The sequence below is a fragment of the uncultured Haliea sp. genome, from assembly GCF_963973825.1.
GTDB lineage: Bacteria > Pseudomonadota > Gammaproteobacteria > Pseudomonadales > Halieaceae > Haliea.
The window spans coordinates 54130-72297 of record NZ_CAXBAE010000003.1 but is presented as its reverse complement, the minus strand read 5'-3'; the positions used below and the strand labels follow the sequence as shown (position 1 = coordinate 72297).

The following is an 18168-nucleotide window of genomic DNA, read 5'->3' as shown; positions in this document are numbered from 1 at the left end:
AGTGTAACGAGGAAACACAAAGTTCCCTCAAGTAAATTTGTCTCAATCAACCATTTTCGCCCGGCGGATACAACGCGGCGAGGCGCTTGCGACAGTGCTGCAGCGCCTGCAGGATGTATTTCTCCACGCTGGACACGGAAACCTGCATGGCATCGGCGATTTCCCCGTAGGAGAGTCCGTTGCGCCGGTGCAGCAGAAAGGCCTGCCGCACATTGACCGGCAATTCCTCTACGGCCGCCATGATCAGGCCGAGTTTTTCCCGCGCGCCGAGGATGTGCTCGGGGGACGCCGCGCTGCCATTGATGTCCGGTGCCTCGCCGTCCTCGGACTGCTGCCGTTCGCCGTGCATGAACTGCAGATGCAGCTTGCGCCGCCGCAACTGGTCGACGGCGAGGTTGGTCGCCACCTGGAACAGGAAGGCGCGGGCGTTGTCCAGGGTTTCCGGCGACTCCAGCCGGTGCAGGCGCAGAAAGGCCTCCTGGGCGACTTCGGCGGCGTCCTCCGGGCTGTCCAGTTTGCGGGCGAGATAGCGTTCCAGGGCGCCGCCATGGTCATTGACCAGGCGCGCGAGGAACGCATTCTTGCGGTTTGCTACGACAGTGATGGCGAATCCCTCGTGGTAGCGCGGTATGCCAGCGGGCGTGGCCTAGAATAGTACGCGACTGCGGATTGTACCGTCTATGCTGGCCAGCTTTGCCAGCGCGACGTCCGAGTATTCGGCGTCGACATCGATCACCACGTAGCCCACCGCCTCGTTGGTCTGCAGAAACTGGGCCGACACGTTGATGTCGTACTCGGAGAATACCCGGTTGATGGCGCTCATGACCCCGGGGACGTTGTGGTGGATGTGCAGCAGGCGGTGGCTGCCCTCGTGCTCCGGCAGGGATACTTCAGGGAAGTTGACGGAGGAGGTGGTCGCTCCCGTATCGCTGTAGCGGGCGAGTTTCTCGGCCACTTCAACACCGATGTTGGCCTGTGCCTCCACGGTGCTGCCGCCGATGTGCGGGGTGAGGATGACGTTGTCGAAAGCCCGCAGCGGAGAAATGAACTCCTCGTCGTTGGCGCGTGGCTCAACCGGGAACACATCGATACCCGCACCGCCCAGGTGACCGGATTCCAGGCTGGCGGCCAGGGCGTCGATATCCACCACGGTGCCCCGCGATGCGTTCAGCAGGATGCTGCCTTTGGGCATCTGTGCCAGCTGTGCGGCGCCTATCATGTTGCGCGTGCCGCGGGTCTCCGGAACGTGCAGGCTGACCACATCCGATTGCGCCAGCAGTTGCTCCAGGGAGGGCAACTGGCGGGCGTTTCCCAGGGGCAGCTTGCTCACAACGTCACAGAACTGCACCTGCATGCCCAGGCCCTCCGCGATCACGCCGAGCTGCATGCCGATGTTGCCGTAGCCCACGATGCCCAGGCGCTTGCCGCGGATTTCATAGGCGTTGGTGGCGCTTTTCTGCCATTCGCCGCGGTGTGCAGCCGCATTGCGGGCCGCCACCCCGCGCAACAGCAGAATAGCCTCGGCGATCACCAGCTCTGCCACGCTGCGGGTGTTGCTGAAGGGGGCATTGAACACGGCGATACCGCGGCGCGTGGCGGCCGGAAGATCGACCTGGTTGGTGCCGATGCAGAAGCAGCCGATGGCGACCAGTTTGCGCGCTGCATCCAGCACGTCTTCGGTGAGTTGCGTGCGCGAGCGGATGCCAACGAAGTGTGCGTCGGCGATGGCTTTCTTCAGGTCGGCGGGCGCCAGCGCCTTCTGGTGCAGTTCTATGTTGTCATAGCCGGCATTGCGCAGGGTGTCGACGGCGGATGGATGGACGCCCTCCAGTAACAGGAAGCGGATTTTGCTCTTTTCAAGCGACTTTGGCGCCATACGCGGTGGTGCTCCCTGAACGGTGTGTAGTGGGCGGGAATAAGCGGGCGCGTATGCTACCATACTGCGCCCTGTTTGCGTCCCTCGACTAACTCGACTGCGGAGTATCCCTGTGTCCACCATCAGCCCGGAAGTGTTGCAGGCGTTGCAAGCCTGTGTTGGCGAGTCCCGTGTCCTGACGGACGCAGACTCCCTCGAGCGCTACGGTCGCGACTGGACGCGGGTGCACACCCCCGCGCCGTCCGCCGTCGTGCTGCCCGGCAGCATTGAGGAGGTGCAGGCCCTGGTCGAGGTCGCGCTGGCCCGGCAGCTGGCGCTGGTGCCTTCCGGTGGTCGCACCGGGCTCAGTGCCGGGGCCGTGGCCTGCCAGGGGGAGGTGGTCATCGCGCTCGACCGCCTGAACCGGATCGACGAATTCAACCCGGTTGACCGCACGGTGCGCTGCGGGGCCGGTGTGGTGACGGCCCAGCTGCAGGCTTTCGCTGCGGAGCAGGGGCTGTTCTACCCGGTGGATTTTGCCTCCAGCGGATCCAGCCAGATCGGCGGTAACATTTCCACCAATGCCGGTGGTATCAAGGTCATACGCCACGGCATGACGCGGGACTGGGTGGCGGGCCTGAAGGTGGTGACCGGTCGTGGCGAACTGCTGGACCTGAATCGCGGCCTGGTCAAGAACAATGCCGGCTACGACCTGCGCCAGCTGATCATCGGGGCCGAGGGCACCCTGGGTATCGTTGTAGAGGCGACCATGCAGCTGGCGCGGCCCCCGCAGAACCTGACGGTGATGGTGCTCGGGGTGCCGGATATGGCCGCCGTGATGCAGGTACTGGAAACCTGGCAGGGTGCCATGGATCTGCAGGCCTTCGAATTCTTCTCCGAACTGGCGCTGCAGAAGGTCGTCGCGCACCAGGGTCTGCAGCGGCCATTCGAGACCGTCAGCGGGTTTTATGCCCTGTTGGAGTTCGAACAGCACACCGAGGCAGAACTCGATCAGGCCATGGCGCTGTTTGAGCACTGTGTGGATAAGGGTTGGGTGGTGGATGGTGTGGTCAGCCAGAGCGTGGCCCAGGCGCAGGCTCTGTGGCGGCTGCGGGAGGATATCTCGGAAACCATCTCCCGCTGGACGCCCTACAAAAACGATATCGCCACCACGATCGTGCGCGTCCCCGACTTCCTTGCAGAGGTGGAAGCCGTGGTCAACCGGGCCTATCCCGACTTCGAGATCGTCTGGTTCGGGCACATCGGCGATGGCAACGTGCACCTGAACGTGCTCAAGCCGGATAGCTTGCCCATGGCCGAGTTTCAGCAGCGCTGCGGAGAGGTGAGCCGCTGGGTGTTTGAGATTGTGCAGCGCCACGAAGGCAGTGTGTCAGCAGAGCACGGTGTTGGCCTGTTGAAGAAGGATTACCTGCACTACAGCCGTTCGCAGGCGGAAATCGCCATCATGAAACAGATCAAACAGGTCTTCGACCCCCGGGGCATTATGAACCCGGGCAAGATCTTCGACCTGTAGGCAGGCAGGGGGCTCAGCTGGCGCGCAGGGTTTCCACACCCTTCGCGGTGCCCAGCAGCAGAACATCTGCCGGCCGCAGGGCGAACAGGCCGTTGGTGACCACGCCGGTGATATTGTTGATTTTCGCCTCCATGGCCAGCGGTTGCGGGATGGAAAAATTGTGGACGTCGAGGATGACGTTGCCGTTGTCCGTGACTACACCCTCCCGGTAGACCGGGTCGCCGCCCAGCTTCACCAGCTCCCTCGCGACGTGGCTGCGGGCCATGGGGATAACCTCCACGGGCAGCGGGAACTGACCCAGGGTGTGCACGCGCTTGCTTTCGTCCGCGATGCAGATAAAGGTGCGCGCCACGGCCGCGACAATTTTCTCACGGGTCAGCGCCGCACCGCCGCCCTTGATCAGTTGCAGCGCCGCGTTGGCTTCGTCTGCACCGTCGATATAGAAGTCGACCTGGTTGACGCTGTTCAGGTCGCTCACCTGGATGCCGTGTTGGCGCAGCCGTGCCGCCGAGGCCTCGGAGCTGGCGACGGTGGTATTGAAGTCGCCCCGCAGGGTGGCGAGCAGGTCGATGAACAGGTTGGCGGTGGAGCCTGTGCCGATGCCGAGCACGGTGTCGCGCTCCAGTCGGGGTTTGATGTAATCCAGCGCAGCCTGTGCGACCGCCTGCTTGAGCGCGTCCTGTGTCATGTTCGCCTGCCCGCTTCATGCGAAAAGGGAAAGTATAAAGCATAACGGGGTGTGTCCGGCGGATATCGAAAAAACCCGCACCGCGCCTGCAATCAGTGCTGAAAATCCGCGTCAGCTCCATTACCATGGCGGGCTGGCTTTTTACTGGATCACGCATATGCCCTCCTCGTATATCAAGCGCATTCTCGATGCTCGCGTGTACGACGTCGCGCGCGAGACTCCGGTCGATGAAGCCATGTTGATGTCGCGTCGCCTCGGCAACCGCGTGCTGTTCAAGCGCGAGGACTTGCAGCCCGTGTTTTCCTTCAAGCTGCGTGGCGCCTACAACAAGATGCAGAAGCTGTCCGCCGAGCAGCGCGCCTGCGGCGTGGTGGCGGCCTCCGCCGGCAACCATGCCCAGGGCCTGGCCATGGCGGCACAGCACATGGGCGTCAAGGCCACTATCGTGATGCCGCGCACCACGCCGCAGATCAAGGTCGATGCGGTGCGCAACCGGGGCGCGAGGGTGGTCCTGCACGGAGATACCTTCGACGAGGCATCGGTGTACGCGCAGAAGCTGGTGGCGGAAAAATCCATGGTGTACGTGCACCCCTTCGACGACCCGGATGTGATCGCCGGGCAGGGCACGGTCGGCATGGAAATTGTGCGCCAGCTGCAGCGGCCGCTGGACGCGATCTTCGTGCCGGTGGGTGGCGGTGGCCTGCTTGCTGGCGTCGCCGCCTACATCAAGTACGTCTGGCCGGAAACGCGGTTGATCGGCGTGGAGCCGGAGGACGCCGCCTGCCTGCAACTGGCGCTGCGCAAGGGCCGCCGCGCCGTACTGCCGGAAGTCGGCCTGTTCGCGGACGGCTGTGCCGTGGCGCAGATCGGCAAGGAGACCTTCCGCGTTATCCGCAGCACGGTCGACGAGGTGATCACCGCCGCCACGGACGAGATCTGCGCCGCTATCAAGGATATCTTCGAGGATACCCGCGGCATTGCCGAGCCTGCGGGCGCGCTGGCGCTGGCTGGCCTGAAGAAATATGTCGAAACAACGGGCGTGCGCGACCAGGACCTGCTGGCGATTGTCAGCGGGGCGAACACCAACTTTGACCGGCTGCGCTATATTTCCGAGCGCACCGAGGTGGGCGAGCACCGCGAAGCGGTGATCAGCGTGACGATACCCGAGCGCCCCGGCAGTTTCCGCACCTTCTGCAGTGCCCTCGGCCGGCGCAACATCACCGAGTTCAATTACCGCTATTCCGATGCCGGGTCTGCGCTGGTGTTCCTGGGCCTCTCTGTCATTCCCGGCGGCAGCGACCTGAGCGACCTGCTGCAGGACCTCGGCGAGCAGGGTTACGCCACAGAGGACATGACCAACAACGAGATGGCCAAGTTGCATATCAGGCACATGGTGGGCGGCAGGGCGCCCGCTGACCTGACGGATGAGGTGGTGTTCCGCGTGGAATTCCCCGAGCGGCCGGGTGCGCTGCTCAAGTTCCTGTCGGGCCTCGGGCAGCGCTGGAACATCTCCCTGTTCCACTACCGCAACCACGGCGCCGCCTATGGCCGCATCCTGCTTGGTGTGCAGGTGCCGCGCGCGGAGCGCAGGGCGTTTCGCGACGTACTCGATGCTGTGGGCTACCCGTGGTGGGATGAATCCGACAATCGCGCCTATCAGTTGTACCTCGGCCAGCCCCAGATGGGGCAGTGAGGCGCCATTGATCAGGAAAATGTTGAGATTTCAATAGTTTCGGGGTTTTCTTTCGATAAACGCTGAGCTAGACTTGAATAATAGTGTGAAAAATTGCCAAAAAGAATCAGTGCAGGGCCGAAAAGAGCCTTGGGAAAAGGGAGGGCGCCGGCAGTAATGCAGCGTCATCCGGGGGTGCGGTGCGGCGGCTTGCAGAGTGCGAAGCCCCTGGCCGTCGTGGATTGCGAGAACCGTGTACAAAGAGTGTCGTTGTGAAGAATAAGCCAGACTTCTTCCTGTTGATTGCTGCCGCCTTCGGCATTGGCGTGTTGGTGACCATGTTATTGCCGCTGTCCGCGAGCGACTCCGTTGCGGCACCCGCCTCCGAGCTGCAGGCCGGGGTCATCATCGAGTAGGCATCCTCTCCTGCGCGAAGCAGGCTGTTAGGCCCGACTCAGTCAAGACCCACTGCATGGGAATATCCCAGCTCGCGCTGTCCAAACCGTTAATCTCCTGGCACACATAGGCCAGGCCGACACGCAGTACACCCCGGGCGTCCGCCAGGGTCCGATCATAAAAGCCGCCACCCATGCCCAGACGGTAGCCGTCGCGCTGCCAGCCCACCAGCGGCATGATCAGCAGGTCCAGTTCCCCCGCGGTGCAGCTGCGACCGCTGCTGTCGGGTTCGGGGATGCCGAACCGGTTGGGCTGCATTGCCTGATCGTCCAGCCACTCGCGAAAGACCAGCCTGCGCTCTTGCGCCAGGACCGGGAGGTAGGTTTGCTTGCCCTGTGCCCGGCAGGCCTGCGCCAGGGGCTGCGTATCGAGTTCGCCATCGTTGGGCCAGTACAGGCCGATGTGTCGGGCCGTGTCCCAGCCGGGCAGCGTGCGGATGTGCCCGGCAACAGCGCGCGCGGCCGCGGCCTGCTGTGCGGCCGGAAGCGCCTTGCGTCGTTCGCGGAGCTGGCGCCGCAGGGCGTCGCGTGCGTCCGGTTCAGATGGCATGAGAGAGGTGGATTCCCGGCATGACGTTGACAGAGTTGCCCTGAACCCGACGGTTCAAGGAGGAGGGCCCTGTACTGTATCAGGCTTTCCGGACAGCGCCGGACATGCACACCAACAGCAACGAGGAACCTCCGGGTATAGACTTATCGGCTCGAGGACTGTCTGCCTGGCGCCCATGCCAGGGATCCAGCGGCCAGTATACACGATCTGGAGGCCGGGCTGGCTGCGATCAGCCGATTTCCAGCTGCCGCAGCTGGTAGAGTGCTTCATCCACCTTGCGCTGCAGGCTGGCGACGGCCGTCGTGTCGACCGCTTCATCCGCCACCGCAGGCACCGTGCCCTGCCCCGAGGCCTTGAGCAGTTCGTGGCTGATGTTGAGTGCCGCCATGACCGCGATGCGCTCCAGGCCGATGACCTTGCCGGTGTCACGTATCGCGCGCATCTGCTTGTCGAGGTAGCGGGCTGAGATGATGAGCTCGGCCTGCTGGTCTTCTGGGCAGGCGACCTGGTATTCCTTGTCCAGAATGTGCACCGAAACGGTGTTGACCGTACTCACTGGCGTTGCTCCATGGACCGCAGGCGGGCGATCATTGCTTCGACTTTGTTGCGCGCCAGGTTGTTTTTGCTGATGAGGTCCTCACGCTCCAGGCGCCAGCTGTCATTCTCGCGTTTCAGGCGCTGGTTTTCCCGGTTAAGATCCCGGCACAGGGCGATCAGTTCATCGATTCTGGTCTCCAGGGTCTGGAGCTGGGTATCTGCCATGACGTGCTACTTGGGCTGTCTGGATATAGCGCTTACTATAGAGCCGGCTGTGTGACAGGTCAACGCAGCAAAAGTTTTTAAATTTCAATGGCCTGCCGACCTTTTCGTAGTATCCGGTGGAACTGCGGTGGCGGTTTACGCCAAAAACGGGCGCAACAGGGAGTAACTTGGATGTTCGACAGGCTACCCGGTGATACCGGGCTGTTTGACTTCGACGACGTCGCCGACCAGCTACTGGAGCAGGGCGTGTCCCTGTCACCTGCGGAGGTGCACGGCTGTCTGGTCGGGCTGCTCGCCGCGGGCCACAGCGCGGAACCGGGTGCGGGGCTCAACGCATTGAACCAGGCCCTGGACCTCGATTTGCACGGCGCCCTGGCGGATGAGGTCATGCAGCTGTATGCCCAGTGCAGCGAGGCGCTGGGAGAGGACCTGTTCGATTTTACGCCGCTGTTGGCGGATGAGAGCCACGATCTGGCGGTGCGCACAGAATCCCTGGCTGACTGGTGCCGGGGCTTTCTTACCGGTTTCGCCCGGACGGTGGCCGCCAGCGGCACCGGGGGTGAAACACTGCCCGGTGACAGCACGGAAATACTGCGCGACTTCGCCGCCATGGCCCAGGCCAGTGCCGAGGATCAAGATGAAGACGATGAGGACGCGGAGAACGCCTATTTCGCGCTGGTCGAATACCTGCGGGTGGCGGCGGTGAACGTGTTTCTCGACACGCGCGCCCGCCAGGAGGATCGCGAGCGCGCGCTCAGGGGCAAGCCCGATGCGCTGCATTGAGTGGAGCGCTGCGCAGCGCAGCAGTGAGGGGGTCACGGTGTGAAAATCAGTCGTCAGGAATTCGCCCGGCGGCGCCAGCGGCTGATGGCCCTGATGGAGCCGAACAGTATCGCGATCATACCCGCCGCACGCGAGCAGTTGCGCAGCCGCGATACCGAGTATCCCTTCCGTCAGGACAGCGACTTCCACTACCTGTGCGGGTTCCCGGAACCGGAGGCGGTGCTGGTGCTGATTCCGGGCCGCGGACATGGTGAATATGTGTTGTTCTGCCGCGAGCGGGACCCGACGCTGGAGCTCTGGCACGGCTATCGCGCGGGCCCTGAGGGCGCCTGCAGTGACTACGCCGCCGACGATGCCTTTCCCATTGGCGATATCGATGACATCCTGCCCGGGTTAATTGAGGGCCGCGAGCGCGTGTACTACTCCATGGGGCGCAGCGCGGATTTCGACCGCCGTATCATGGCCTGGGTCAACCTGATCCGCAGCAAGGAGGCCAGCGGCTCGGTGCCACCGGGTGAATTCACCGACCTCGACCACATGCTGCACGACCTGCGCCTGAAAAAGAGTGCCGCTGAGCTGCGCCTGATGGCCCAGGCGGGGGAGATCACCGCCAGGGCCCACCGCCGCGCCATGTGCAGTGCGGCACCCGGCGTGTACGAATACCAGCTGGAGGCCGAATTGCTGCATGAGTTCGCCCAGGGCGGCGCCCGCTTTCCGGCCTATCCGTCCATTGTCGGTAGCGGGCCGAACAGCTGCATTCTGCATTACACCCAGAATGCGCGCGCGATGCGCAAAGGGGAGCTGGTGCTGATCGACGCGGGCTGTGAGTACCAGGGCTACGCCGCCGATGTCACGCGCACATTCCCGGTGGACGGCCGTTTTTCGCGGCAGCAGCGGGCGATCTACAACATCGTGCTGGAAGCGCAGCAGGCCGCCATCGCCGCAGTGCGCCCCGGCAACCACTGGAACGCGCCGCACGAGGCCACGGTGGAGGTGATTACCCGCGGCCTGCGCGACCTGGGGCTGCTCGCCGGCGACGTCGCCGACCTGGTGGCCGCGGGGGCCTACCGCCCCTTCTACATGCACCGGGCGGGTCACTGGCTCGGGCTGGATGTGCACGATGTGGGAGATTATCGCGTGGCCGGGACCTGGCGGCAGCTGGAACCCGGGATGGTGCTGACGGTTGAGCCCGGTATCTATATTGCGCCGGACAACACCGACGTGGCACCGCGCTGGCGCGGGATCGGTGTGCGCATCGAAGACGATGTCGTGGTCACGGAGGACGGCTGCGAGCTGCTCACCGCGCTGGTGCCACGAGAGCCGGACGCGATTGAGGAACTGATGGCGGCGGGGCGGGGATGAGCGCGCGGGATATCGTCATTGCCGGCGGTGGCATGGTGGGCATCAGCCTGGCGTTGGCCCTCGCCCGAAAACTGCCCGAGCAGGTGCGCATCACGCTGGTCGAGGGCTTTACGCTGCCACCGCCGGCTGCCGCAGCGCCCGACTATCACCCCGCCTTTGACGCGCGCTCCACGGCGCTGAGCTACAGTTCCGAACGCATTTACCGGTCTCTGGGGCTGTGGCCCCTGTTGCAGCGCTGGCTGTGCCCGATAGACACCATTCATGTTTCCAGCCGGGGCCATTTCGGCAGCAGCATTCTGCGCGGGGCGGATTATGGCTGGGGCGCCCTGGGACATGTGGTCGAGAACGCATGGCTGGGGCAGGCCCTGTTGCATGCGCTGCGCAGCGAGCAGCGCGTGGAGCTGCTGAACCCGGCGCGTGTGACCGCAGCCAGGCCGACGCCTGAGGGCGTGGTGCTGTCGCTGGACGGGGAGGCCCCCCCCACGCTGACCACTGCGCTGCTGGTGGTTGCGGACGGTGCCGATTCGGGCCTGCGGGAAGGCCTGGGGGTCGCGGCATGGGAGAAGCCCTACCGCCAGCATGCCCTGATCTGCAATGTTGCGACCGCGGAGCCCCACGCCGGGTGCGCCTTCGAGCGCTTTACCGATGAAGGGCCGCTGGCCCTGCTTCCACTGCTGCCCGCGGCGGGTGCCCGGCACCGCAGCGCGCTGGTCTGGACCCTGCCACCGGAGCGCGCGGCCCAGCTGCTGGAGTGTCCCCAGGATGTGTTTCTCGCCGCCCTGCAGCAGCGGTTTGGCTACCGGCTGGGGCGCCTGCAGCAGGTGGGGGCGCGCCACGCCTACCCGCTGACCCTGCGCCATTGCGACGAGCAGGTGCGTGCCGGTATCGCGGTCATGGGCAACGCCGCCCACGCCCTGCATCCGGTGGCGGGGCAGGGATTCAACCTGGCCCTGCGCGATATCTGGGCGCTCTGTGATGTGCTGTCGGCGGCTGTGGCGCGCGGCCAGAGCCCCGGTGATCTGACTGTGCTGCAGCAGTACCGTGCACGGCAGCAGGCCGATCAGCGACGCACGATCGAGTTCAGCGACCGCTTGCCGGCGCTGTTCATGCACAACGACCCGATGCTGGCCCTGGCCCGCGACCTGGCCCTGTCCGGACTGGACTGGGTGGCACCACTGAAGCGCGCTTTTGTGGCGCAGGCCGCCGGCCTGCAGGCGCTGGAGGCCGCGCATGACTGAGCTGCCGTCCTGCGATGTGGCCATTGTTGGCGCCGGCATCGCCGGTTCGGCGCTGGCTGCGGCGCTCTCTGGTCGCGGGTTGCAGATCGTGGTGATTGAGGCCCAGGGCGATGAGCGCGCGGTATTGCCGGATGCCCTGGCACTGGAGAGCTTCGATCCTCGCGTGGTTGCGCTGAGCCCCCGCTCCCGTCGCCTGCTCAACGAGCTCGGGGCATGGCAGGCGGTGGCTGATTACCGGCTCTGTGCCTACGACCACATGACGGTCTGGGACGCCGAGGGCACCGGCTCCATCGATTTCGACAGCGCGGATGTCGGTGCTGCAGCCCTCGGTTACATCGTGGAGAACCGCGCCCTGGTGGGCGCGCTGCTGGGCAGGTTGGCGGCCTGCCCCGATGTCCGTCTCCTGGCCCCCGAATCTCTCGCCGGCTGCGAGCGTGCCGCCGATGGCGCCCTGGTCCTGACTCTGGCGTCGGGGGCGCAGTTGCGCCCTGAGCTCGTGGTGGCCGCGGATGGGGCGCAGTCGCGCCTGCGGGATCTGCTCGCCTTCCGTACGCGGGAGTGGGGCTACGGCCACCACGCCGTGGTCGCGACGGTGCAGGTCGAACGACCGCACCAGACCACCGCCTGGCAGCGCTTCCTGCCCAGCGGTCCGCTGGCGTTCCTGCCGTTGCCATCTGCTCCCGACGCACAGTACTGCTCGATTGTCTGGTCGCTGGACTCCTCCCGTGTGGACGGTATCCAGGCGTTGCAGGCGGGGGAGTTCTGCGCGGCGCTGGAGCGCGCCTTCGAGGGGCGTCTCGGCCGGGTGCTGGGCTGTTCGCGGCGCTTCGCGTTCCCCCTGCGCCAGCGCCACGCGGTGGACTATGTGCAGCCCGGCGCCGCCCTGGTGGCCGATGCCGCGCACACCATTCACCCGCTGGCGGGACAGGGTATCAACCTCGGTCTGCAGGATGTGGCGGCACTGGCGGAAGAAGTCTTGCGTGCACGGGAGCGCGGCGAGCAGCCGGGCAGTATTGCGGTATTGCGCCGCTACCAGCGTCGGCGCAAGGGCGAGAACCTGGCGATGATGGCGGCGATGGAGGGCTTCAAACGCCTGTTCGAGCAGCCGGCGCTGCCCCTGCGCTGGCTGCGCAATGCCGGCATGCGCGGTGTCGACCGCGCCGGACCGCTGAAGCACCAGCTGATGCGCCAGGCCATGGGTCTGACGGAATCAGGCACCCTCGAGTAGCTCACTGTCGGCGGCACCCGATGCGGGGACAGATTGTTTTTCAGAGGTCTCCCGGTAGAATGCGCGTTTCCCCTGTCGGCCGACGCCGATCACCGTACGAGAGGACGCACCATGAGCATGACCCCGAGTGAATTGAAGTACGCGAGCAGCCATGAATGGGCGCGTCTGGAAGAGGACGGCACCGTAACGATCGGTATCACCGACCACGCACAGGAGGCTCTGGGCGATGTGGTGTTTGTTGAAGTGCCCGGTGTGGGTGATCGACTGGCGGCCGGTGATGAGGCCGGCGTCGTGGAGTCGGTCAAGGCGGCATCGGATATCTACGCGCCCATCAGCGGTGAAGTCATCGCGGTGAACGAGGCACTGGAAGACGAGCCCGAAACGGTCAACTCCGACCCGTACAACGACGGCTGGTTTTTCCGCCTGCAGCCCGATGACACCAGTGAGCTCGAGAAACTGCTGAGCGCCGAGGACTACGCCAACCACTGCGCCGACGAGTGAACACCGACCTGTTCCTGCGCGCCGGGGCCGACCGGCGCCTGGCCGCGGGGCACCTCTGGGTATTTTCCAACGAAGTCGATGTACAGCGCAGCCCGTTGCAGTCCTTTGCCGCGGGTGACCTGGTGCAGGTGCGCCGGGCCAACGGCGCCCTGCTCGGCTCTGCCTACATGGAGCCGCAATCCCTGATATGCGCCCGGCTCTACGCCCACGGCCGGGAGCAGGCGCTGTCCAGCCAGTGGCTCTCCGCCCTGGTTGCGCGGGCACTGGCCAGCCGTGAGGCGTTGCTGCCCGGGCAGTGCTACCGCCTGATCTACGGCGACAGTGACGGTATCCCCGGCCTTGTGGTCGACCGCTTCGGCGAGTACCTGGTCATGCAGTTCCACAATGCAGGCATAGAGCAGCATGAGGCCGCAGTCATCGAGGCGCTGGCCAGTGTGCTGCAGCCCGCCGGCATCCTGCTGCGGGCAGACAGTCGCAGCCGCCGCGAGCAGGGCCTTGCAGACCGGGTGGAGGTGGTATTCGGCGAGGTGCCCGAGGTGCTGCCCCTGCAGGAAAACGGTGTGGCGTTTGCGGCACCGGTGTTGCAGGGGCAGAAGACCGGCTGGTTCTACGATCACCGCATGGCCCGGGCCCGGCTGCGGGACTATGCACCCGGTCAGCGGGTGCTGGACGTCTACAGCTACATAGGCGGCTGGGGGATTCAGGCAGCGGCCTGCGGCGCCAGCGCCGTGCTTTGTGTCGACAGTTCGGCGGCGGCCCTGGCCGGCGTGGAGGCGAATGCCCGGCTCAACGGCCTGGAAAGCAGGGTGGCGGTGCGCCAGGGTCAGGCTGCGGATGTGCTGCAGGCCCTGCGCGACGAGGGTCGGCAGTTCGACCTGGTGATTGTCGATCCGCCGGCGTTTATCCAGCGGCGCAGGGATCTCAAGAAAGGTATCAAGGCGTACCAGCGGATCAACGAGCTCGGCCTGGGCCTGCTCGGCCCCGGTGGCGTGCTGGTGTCCGCTTCCTGCTCCATGCACCTGTCACGGGCAGACCTGCTGCTGGCCATACAGGGTGCTGCGCGGCGCAGTGAGTGTGACGTGCGCGTGCTGGAACAGGGTGGTCAGGGGCCGGATCATCCCGTGCACCCGCTGATCCCCGAAACCGAGTACCTGAAATCGGTGTTCTGCCGGCGGCTCAGTCCCGCAGGGATATAACCGGCCAGCCGGCGGCTATCGCGTGGGCCCTGAGGGTTGCGTCGGGGTCCACGGCGACCGCGAAATCGACGCACTCCAGCAGCGGCAGGTCGTTGTGCGAGTCGCTGTAGAACCAGCTGCCAGCGAGGTCCAGCTGCCGGCTTTCCAGCCAGGCCTGCAGCCGCAGCACCTTGCCCTGGTGATAGGACGGAATACCCGTGGGCTCGCCGGTGTAGCGGCCCTCTACCAGTTCGGCTTCACAGGCCAGTAGATCGCTGATTCCCAGGGCGTCCACGATGGGGCGCGTGATGAAATGGTTGGTCGCGGTAATCACCAGCAGGTGGTGCCCCTGTTCGCGGTGGTTGGCGATCAGGGCGCGTGCGCGGGGCAGCATGATGGGTTCGATCTTTTCGCGCATGAATTGCCGGTGCAGCGGCGCCAGTTCCTCGGGCGAGCGCCCGCGTAGCGGACCCAGCGCGAAGCGCAGGTAGGCCTCGATATCCAGCGTGCCGGCCTGGTAATCGCGGTAGAAGCGCTCGTTGTCCTCGGCGAACCGGCTGCTGTCCACCAGGCCCTGTTCACAGACGAACTGACCCCAGAGGTGGTCGCTGTCACCCTTGATGAGGGTGTTGTCGAGGTCGAAAATGGCAAGTGTCATGGCGCGCTCCAGGCAGGGCGCGAGAATAGCGTGCTGTGCCGGCAGAGTAAATTTCTCAGACACCGGAAAGTATGGAACAATAGTCGGTCGCATAATAAGGATGGTATCCGGTGATCGATTCAGAGGGATTCAGGCCCAACGTCGGGATCATACTGGCCAATGACGCGGGCCAGCTTCTGTGGGCGCGCCGTATTGGCGGCCGCGATGCCTGGCAGTTTCCCCAGGGGGGTATCAATCCCGGCGAAACGCCTGAAGAAGCTCTGTACCGCGAGTTGCACGAAGAAGTCGGCCTCGGCCCCGAAGCAGTCAATGTCGTCGCAGCCACCCGGGGCTGGCTGCGCTACCGCCTGCCGCGGCGCTTTGTGCGCAAGGATCAGAACCCGGTGTGCATTGGCCAGAAACAGAAATGGTTTTTGCTGCACCTGCGTGCTGCCGACGAGGCCGTGTGCCTCACGGCGAACCAGAAACCCGAGTTCGACCACTGGCAATGGGTGAGTTACTGGTACCCCCTGAACCAGGTGGTGTCGTTCAAGCGTGAAGTCTATCGCCGCGCACTGAAGGAACTGGCGCCGCCGCTCGCACGTCTCACGGATGCGCACAGCTGATGGCAGCCATGATGCTTGAGACGCTCCGCAACATTGTGCAGGAGGTGAACGCCGCCGAGGGGCTCAATGATGCGTTGCAGATCATCGTCAAGCGGGTCCGCGATGCCATGGGGACCGAGGTCTGCAGCGTCTACATGCGCGATGAGGCCAGCGGGCGTTTCGTCTTTCGCGCCACGGAAGGCTTGAACCCACTGCAGGTGGGCGAGGCCAGCCTGGCGCCGGGTGAGGGCCTGGTCGGCCTCGTCGCCCAGCGGGAAGAACCGGTCAACCTCGAGGACGCAGAGAGCCACCCCAGCTTCCAGCTGCTGGAAGGTCTCGGCGAAGAGCCGTTCCACGCCTTCCTGGGTGTGCCCATCATTCACCAGCGCGATGTGCTGGGCGTGTTGATCATTCAGCAGGCCAAACGGCGCCGTTTTGACGAAAGCGAGGAAGCCTTCCTGGTGACCATGTCCGCGCAGTTGGCGGCGGTCATTGCCCACGCCCGGGTTACCGGTGCGGTGCAGGAGGAATTGCTCGGGGGCGCTGCGGCCCCGGCGCGGATCAACGGCATACCCGGTGCGCCGGGTGTGGCGATCGGCACCGCAGTGGTGGTTTCGCCGGTGGCCGACCTGTATGCGGTACCGCGCAAGACCGCCAGCGACCGGCGCCAGGAGCTGCGCGCGTTCAAGGCGGCACTGGCCAGTGTGCGCGCCGATATCCAGGGCGTCTCTGATAACCTGCGCGGGGAGATGAGCGCCGAGGATCACGCTCTGTTTGACGTCTACCTCGGCATCCTCGACGACTCGGCCATCGGCGGCGAGGTGGCGAGCCTGATCAAGGCCGGGCAATGGGCGCAGGGCGCCCTGAGCGAAGTGATGATTCGGCATATCCGCCATTTCGAGCGCATGGAGCACAGTTACCTGCGCGAGCGCGCGGTGGATGTGAAGGATTTGGGTACGCGAGTGCTTGCTTACTTGCAGGACGCCGCCCGCTCTGAGCAGGTGGTGTACCCGCCACAGACGATCCTGGTGGGTGAAGAGCTGACCGCATCCTCCCTCGGCGAGGTGCCGCGGGAGCAGCTGGCCGGGCTGATTTCGGTGCGCGGCTCAGGCAATTCGCATGTCGCCATTCTCGCCCGGGCCATGGGTGTGCCCACGGTGATGGGCGCTGTCGACCTGCCCTACACCCGCCTGCAGGACCGGGAGCTGGTGGTCGATGGCTACAACGGCATCGTACACCTGAACCCGCTGCCGGAGGTGCGGGCGCGGTTTCAGGAGGTGGTGGACCAGGACCGCGCCGTCTCCCGCGATCTCGAGTCCCTGCGCGACCTGCCCTGCGAGACTCTGGACGGTCACCGCCTGCCGCTGTGGGTGAACACCGGGCTGATGGCCGATGTGACGCGTTCACTGGAGCAGGGCGCGGAGGGCGTCGGCCTGTACCGCACCGAAGTGCCGTTCCTGCTGCGGGACCGTTTCCCCAGTGAGGAAGAGCAGCGGCAGATCTACCGGGAGCAGCTTGCCGCCTTTGCCCCGCGTCCGGTCACCATGCGCACCCTGGACATCGGCGGTGACAAGGCGCTGCCGTACTTCCCGATCGCCGAGGACAACCCCTTTCTGGGGTGGCGTGGCATCCGGGTCACGCTGGACCACCCGGAGATTTTTCTGGCGCAGGTGCGCGCCATGCTCAAGGCCAATGCCGGCTACGGCAACCTGCGCATCATGTTGCCCATGATCAGCAATATCGCGGAATTCGAGGAAGCCCTGGCGCTGATCCATCGCGGTCACCGGGAGATCGTGCAGGAAGGTACCGAGGTGGCCCTGCCGCCCATCGGAGTGATGGTGGAGGTGCCCTCCGCCGTGTACCAGGCGCGGGCGCTGGCGCGACGCGCGGATTTCCTCTCCGTGGGCAGCAACGACCTGACGCAGTACCTGCTCGCTGTCGACCGCAATAACGCCCGCGTCGCCGGCCTGTACCACGCCTACCACCCGGCTGTGCTGCAGGCACTGTGTATGGTTGCGGATGCCGGTGTCGCAGAGGGCAAGCCGGTGAGCATCTGCGGTGAGCTCGCCGGCGACCCGCTGGCGGCGGTGCTGCTGATGGCCATGGGCTATGAGGTGCTGTCCATGAATGCCACGGCCTTGCCGCGGGTCAAGAAGTCCCTGCGCAGCCTGACGCACGGCGAGGCGCGCGAACTGCTGGCAGAAATCATGTTGCTGGAGCACGCCGAGGCGGTGCAGCTGCGTCTGCAGGACTTTATGGCTGCGCACGGCCTGCAACAGTTTATCCACGCCCCCCTGGGCTGAGCGCAGCGCGGAAGCGGTAGTCGGTGCGCCCGGCCGGTTGCCCGCTGTGGTCAAACCGGGTTTCCCGCCAGGCGATGGTGGTCTCGGCGCCATTGCCCGCACGCTGCATCGACAGCGTTGTGGTGGCCCGGGTACCGTAGTCGGGGGTGACGATGAATTGCGCGGACAGCCTGCGGTCCATGCGCGCCCCGTGCTCCGACGGATGCAGGGCGTGCTCGGGCGCGAGGCTGCGGTCTGCGACGGCGGCCTGCAGGGCGTCGTGGTCCAGGGTGCCGGCGTCAATCAGCGCCGCCAGCCGCGAGCGTGCGCGCAGCAGCTTGGGCCAGGGCGTATCCAGGCGTTCATTGCTCAAGCCGTAAATGCCGGGAGGCAGGGGCCTGGCCGGTTCGTCGCCCAGGCGATTGCTGTAATACCAGAGCTCCTCCACGGTCCCGACCAGCAGGTTGAACCCCGCATAGTCGTCCCCGGCCGCGGCCAGAGGGCGCAGATAGTCCTCCGGCGTGGTTTCCCCCGTGAGGAAATTGACGGCGAGTTCTCCGCGGGAGCGCGCGGCCCGTGCGGTTTGCGCGGGGTCGCGGAAGTTGGTCACCGCGGCAAAGCGCCCGCTTCGCGTCACGCCCATCCAGGTGCCCCCTGCCTCCAGATCGCGCCCCGCCAGCATTGCCGGGTGCTCCTGCCAGAACCCGGCAGCGGCGGTGGGGCGGCGGTAGAATTCGTCCCGATTGGCGGCGAGCACCAGCGGTGTATCGGTGAGAACTTTCCAGCCAAAAGCAATCAGGCACATGCCATGTCTTCCCTAATCCGGCAGTCCATCGTGCCA

19 protein-coding genes and 1 other RNA gene are annotated in these 18168 nt (G+C 65.4%); 11 read left to right on the top strand and 9 right to left on the bottom strand.

The annotated features are described in order from the left end of the window. Positions 1 to 46: 46 nt before the first annotated feature. Both AACZ17_RS05075 and serA read right to left on the bottom strand, forming a co-directional pair. Positions 47 to 514 carry an RNA polymerase sigma factor gene (locus AACZ17_RS05075; RefSeq protein ID WP_290741473.1) on the bottom strand — a complete coding sequence of 156 codons (468 nt, stop codon included), beginning with the start codon at positions 512 to 514 and terminating at the stop codon, positions 47 to 49. 132 nt (positions 515 to 646) lie between these two features. Beyond that, the gene (gene serA, locus AACZ17_RS05070) at positions 647 to 1876 is read right to left on the bottom strand and encodes a phosphoglycerate dehydrogenase (RefSeq protein ID WP_290740458.1); all 1230 of its coding nucleotides are present in this window, start codon (positions 1874 to 1876) and stop codon (positions 647 to 649) included. A gap of 97 nt (positions 1877 to 1973) precedes the next feature. Between serA and AACZ17_RS05065 the strand changes: the two genes are divergently transcribed. Continuing rightward, complete coding sequence (locus AACZ17_RS05065) at positions 1974 to 3389, top strand: FAD-binding oxidoreductase (protein WP_339637943.1); 1416 nt, start codon at positions 1974 to 1976, stop codon at positions 3387 to 3389. A 13-nt stretch (positions 3390 to 3402) separates the two neighbouring features. On the opposite strand, the gene rpiA is transcribed toward AACZ17_RS05065, so the two are convergent. Beyond that, on the bottom strand, positions 3403 to 4077 hold the full coding sequence (rpiA, locus tag AACZ17_RS05060; protein ID WP_290740452.1) for a ribose-5-phosphate isomerase RpiA: 675 nt from the start codon (positions 4075 to 4077) through the stop codon (positions 3403 to 3405). A 157-nt stretch (positions 4078 to 4234) separates the two neighbouring features. Between rpiA and ilvA the strand changes: the two genes are divergently transcribed. Further along, complete coding sequence (ilvA, locus tag AACZ17_RS05055; RefSeq protein WP_290740449.1) at positions 4235 to 5770, top strand: threonine ammonia-lyase, biosynthetic; 1536 nt, start codon at positions 4235 to 4237, stop codon at positions 5768 to 5770. 251 nt (positions 5771 to 6021) lie between these two features. After that, the gene (locus tag AACZ17_RS05050) at positions 6022 to 6165 is read left to right on the top strand and encodes a hypothetical protein (protein ID WP_290740446.1); all 144 of its coding nucleotides are present in this window, start codon (positions 6022 to 6024) and stop codon (positions 6163 to 6165) included. Here the strand turns inward: AACZ17_RS05050 and AACZ17_RS05045 are convergent. The 4 genes from AACZ17_RS05045 to AACZ17_RS05030 form a co-directional block, all read right to left on the bottom strand. Beyond that, on the bottom strand, positions 6155 to 6754 hold the full coding sequence (locus tag AACZ17_RS05045) for a 5-formyltetrahydrofolate cyclo-ligase (RefSeq protein WP_290740443.1): 600 nt from the start codon (positions 6752 to 6754) through the stop codon (positions 6155 to 6157). The genes AACZ17_RS05050 and AACZ17_RS05045 overlap by 11 nt on opposite strands. Before the next feature lie 8 nt (positions 6755 to 6762). Continuing rightward, positions 6763 to 6942, bottom strand: a non-coding RNA gene (gene ssrS, locus AACZ17_RS05040) — 6S RNA. Between the two features lie 41 nt (positions 6943 to 6983). Next, positions 6984 to 7310: a cell division protein ZapA gene (locus tag AACZ17_RS05035; RefSeq protein ID WP_290740441.1), complete on the bottom strand. Its 327-nt coding sequence runs from the start codon at positions 7308 to 7310 to the stop codon at positions 6984 to 6986. Continuing rightward, positions 7307 to 7516 (bottom strand): TIGR02449 family protein, encoded by a 210-nt coding sequence (locus tag AACZ17_RS05030; RefSeq protein ID WP_290740438.1) that lies wholly within the window; start codon positions 7514 to 7516, stop codon positions 7307 to 7309. Before AACZ17_RS05030 ends, AACZ17_RS05035 begins: the two co-directional genes overlap by 4 nt. 171 nt (positions 7517 to 7687) lie before the next feature. Between AACZ17_RS05030 and AACZ17_RS05025 the strand changes: the two genes are divergently transcribed. The 6 genes from AACZ17_RS05025 to AACZ17_RS05000 all read left to right on the top strand — a co-directional run bounded on the left by AACZ17_RS05025 (position 7688) and on the right by AACZ17_RS05000 (position 13824). Further along, entirely contained in the window at positions 7688 to 8299 is a 612-nt protein-coding gene (locus AACZ17_RS05025; protein WP_290740435.1) for a UPF0149 family protein, read from the top strand. A gap of 39 nt (positions 8300 to 8338) precedes the next feature. Further along, positions 8339 to 9661 carry a Xaa-Pro aminopeptidase gene (gene pepP / locus AACZ17_RS05020; protein ID WP_290740433.1) on the top strand — a complete coding sequence of 441 codons (1323 nt, stop codon included), beginning with the start codon at positions 8339 to 8341 and terminating at the stop codon, positions 9659 to 9661. Then, complete coding sequence (gene ubiH, locus AACZ17_RS05015) at positions 9658 to 10899, top strand: 2-octaprenyl-6-methoxyphenyl hydroxylase (protein WP_290740430.1); 1242 nt, start codon at positions 9658 to 9660, stop codon at positions 10897 to 10899. Before pepP ends, ubiH begins: the two co-directional genes overlap by 4 nt. Then, on the top strand, positions 10892 to 12127 hold the full coding sequence (locus AACZ17_RS05010; protein WP_290740428.1) for a UbiH/UbiF/VisC/COQ6 family ubiquinone biosynthesis hydroxylase: 1236 nt from the start codon (positions 10892 to 10894) through the stop codon (positions 12125 to 12127). Before ubiH ends, AACZ17_RS05010 begins: the two co-directional genes overlap by 8 nt. Before the next feature lie 111 nt (positions 12128 to 12238). Then, positions 12239 to 12628 (top strand): glycine cleavage system protein GcvH, encoded by a 390-nt coding sequence (gene gcvH / locus AACZ17_RS05005; RefSeq protein WP_290740425.1) that lies wholly within the window; start codon positions 12239 to 12241, stop codon positions 12626 to 12628. Further along, positions 12625 to 13824, top strand: a complete 1200-nt coding sequence (locus tag AACZ17_RS05000) for a class I SAM-dependent rRNA methyltransferase (RefSeq protein WP_290740421.1) — start codon at positions 12625 to 12627, stop codon at positions 13822 to 13824. Before gcvH ends, AACZ17_RS05000 begins: the two co-directional genes overlap by 4 nt. Here the strand turns inward: AACZ17_RS05000 and AACZ17_RS04995 are convergent. Further along, a complete protein-coding gene (locus AACZ17_RS04995; protein ID WP_290740418.1) occupies positions 13805 to 14461 on the bottom strand; it encodes an HAD family hydrolase in 657 nt (218 codons plus the stop codon). The two genes, AACZ17_RS05000 and AACZ17_RS04995, sit on opposite strands and share 20 nt — an antisense overlap. A gap of 110 nt (positions 14462 to 14571) precedes the next feature. Between AACZ17_RS04995 and AACZ17_RS04990 the strand changes: the two genes are divergently transcribed. Next, positions 14572 to 15066, top strand: coding sequence for an RNA pyrophosphohydrolase (locus AACZ17_RS04990; RefSeq protein ID WP_290740415.1), 495 nt, complete (start codon positions 14572 to 14574; stop codon positions 15064 to 15066). Positions 15067 to 15077: 11 nt separating this feature from the next. Then, a complete protein-coding gene (gene ptsP, locus AACZ17_RS04985) occupies positions 15078 to 17348 on the top strand; it encodes a phosphoenolpyruvate--protein phosphotransferase (RefSeq protein WP_290741471.1) in 2271 nt (756 codons plus the stop codon). Here ptsP and AACZ17_RS04980 read toward each other — a convergent pair. Next, positions 17326 to 18132, bottom strand: a complete 807-nt coding sequence (locus tag AACZ17_RS04980; protein WP_290740413.1) for an NRDE family protein — start codon at positions 18130 to 18132, stop codon at positions 17326 to 17328. The genes ptsP and AACZ17_RS04980 overlap by 23 nt on opposite strands. Positions 18133 to 18168: the final 36 nt, after the last annotated feature.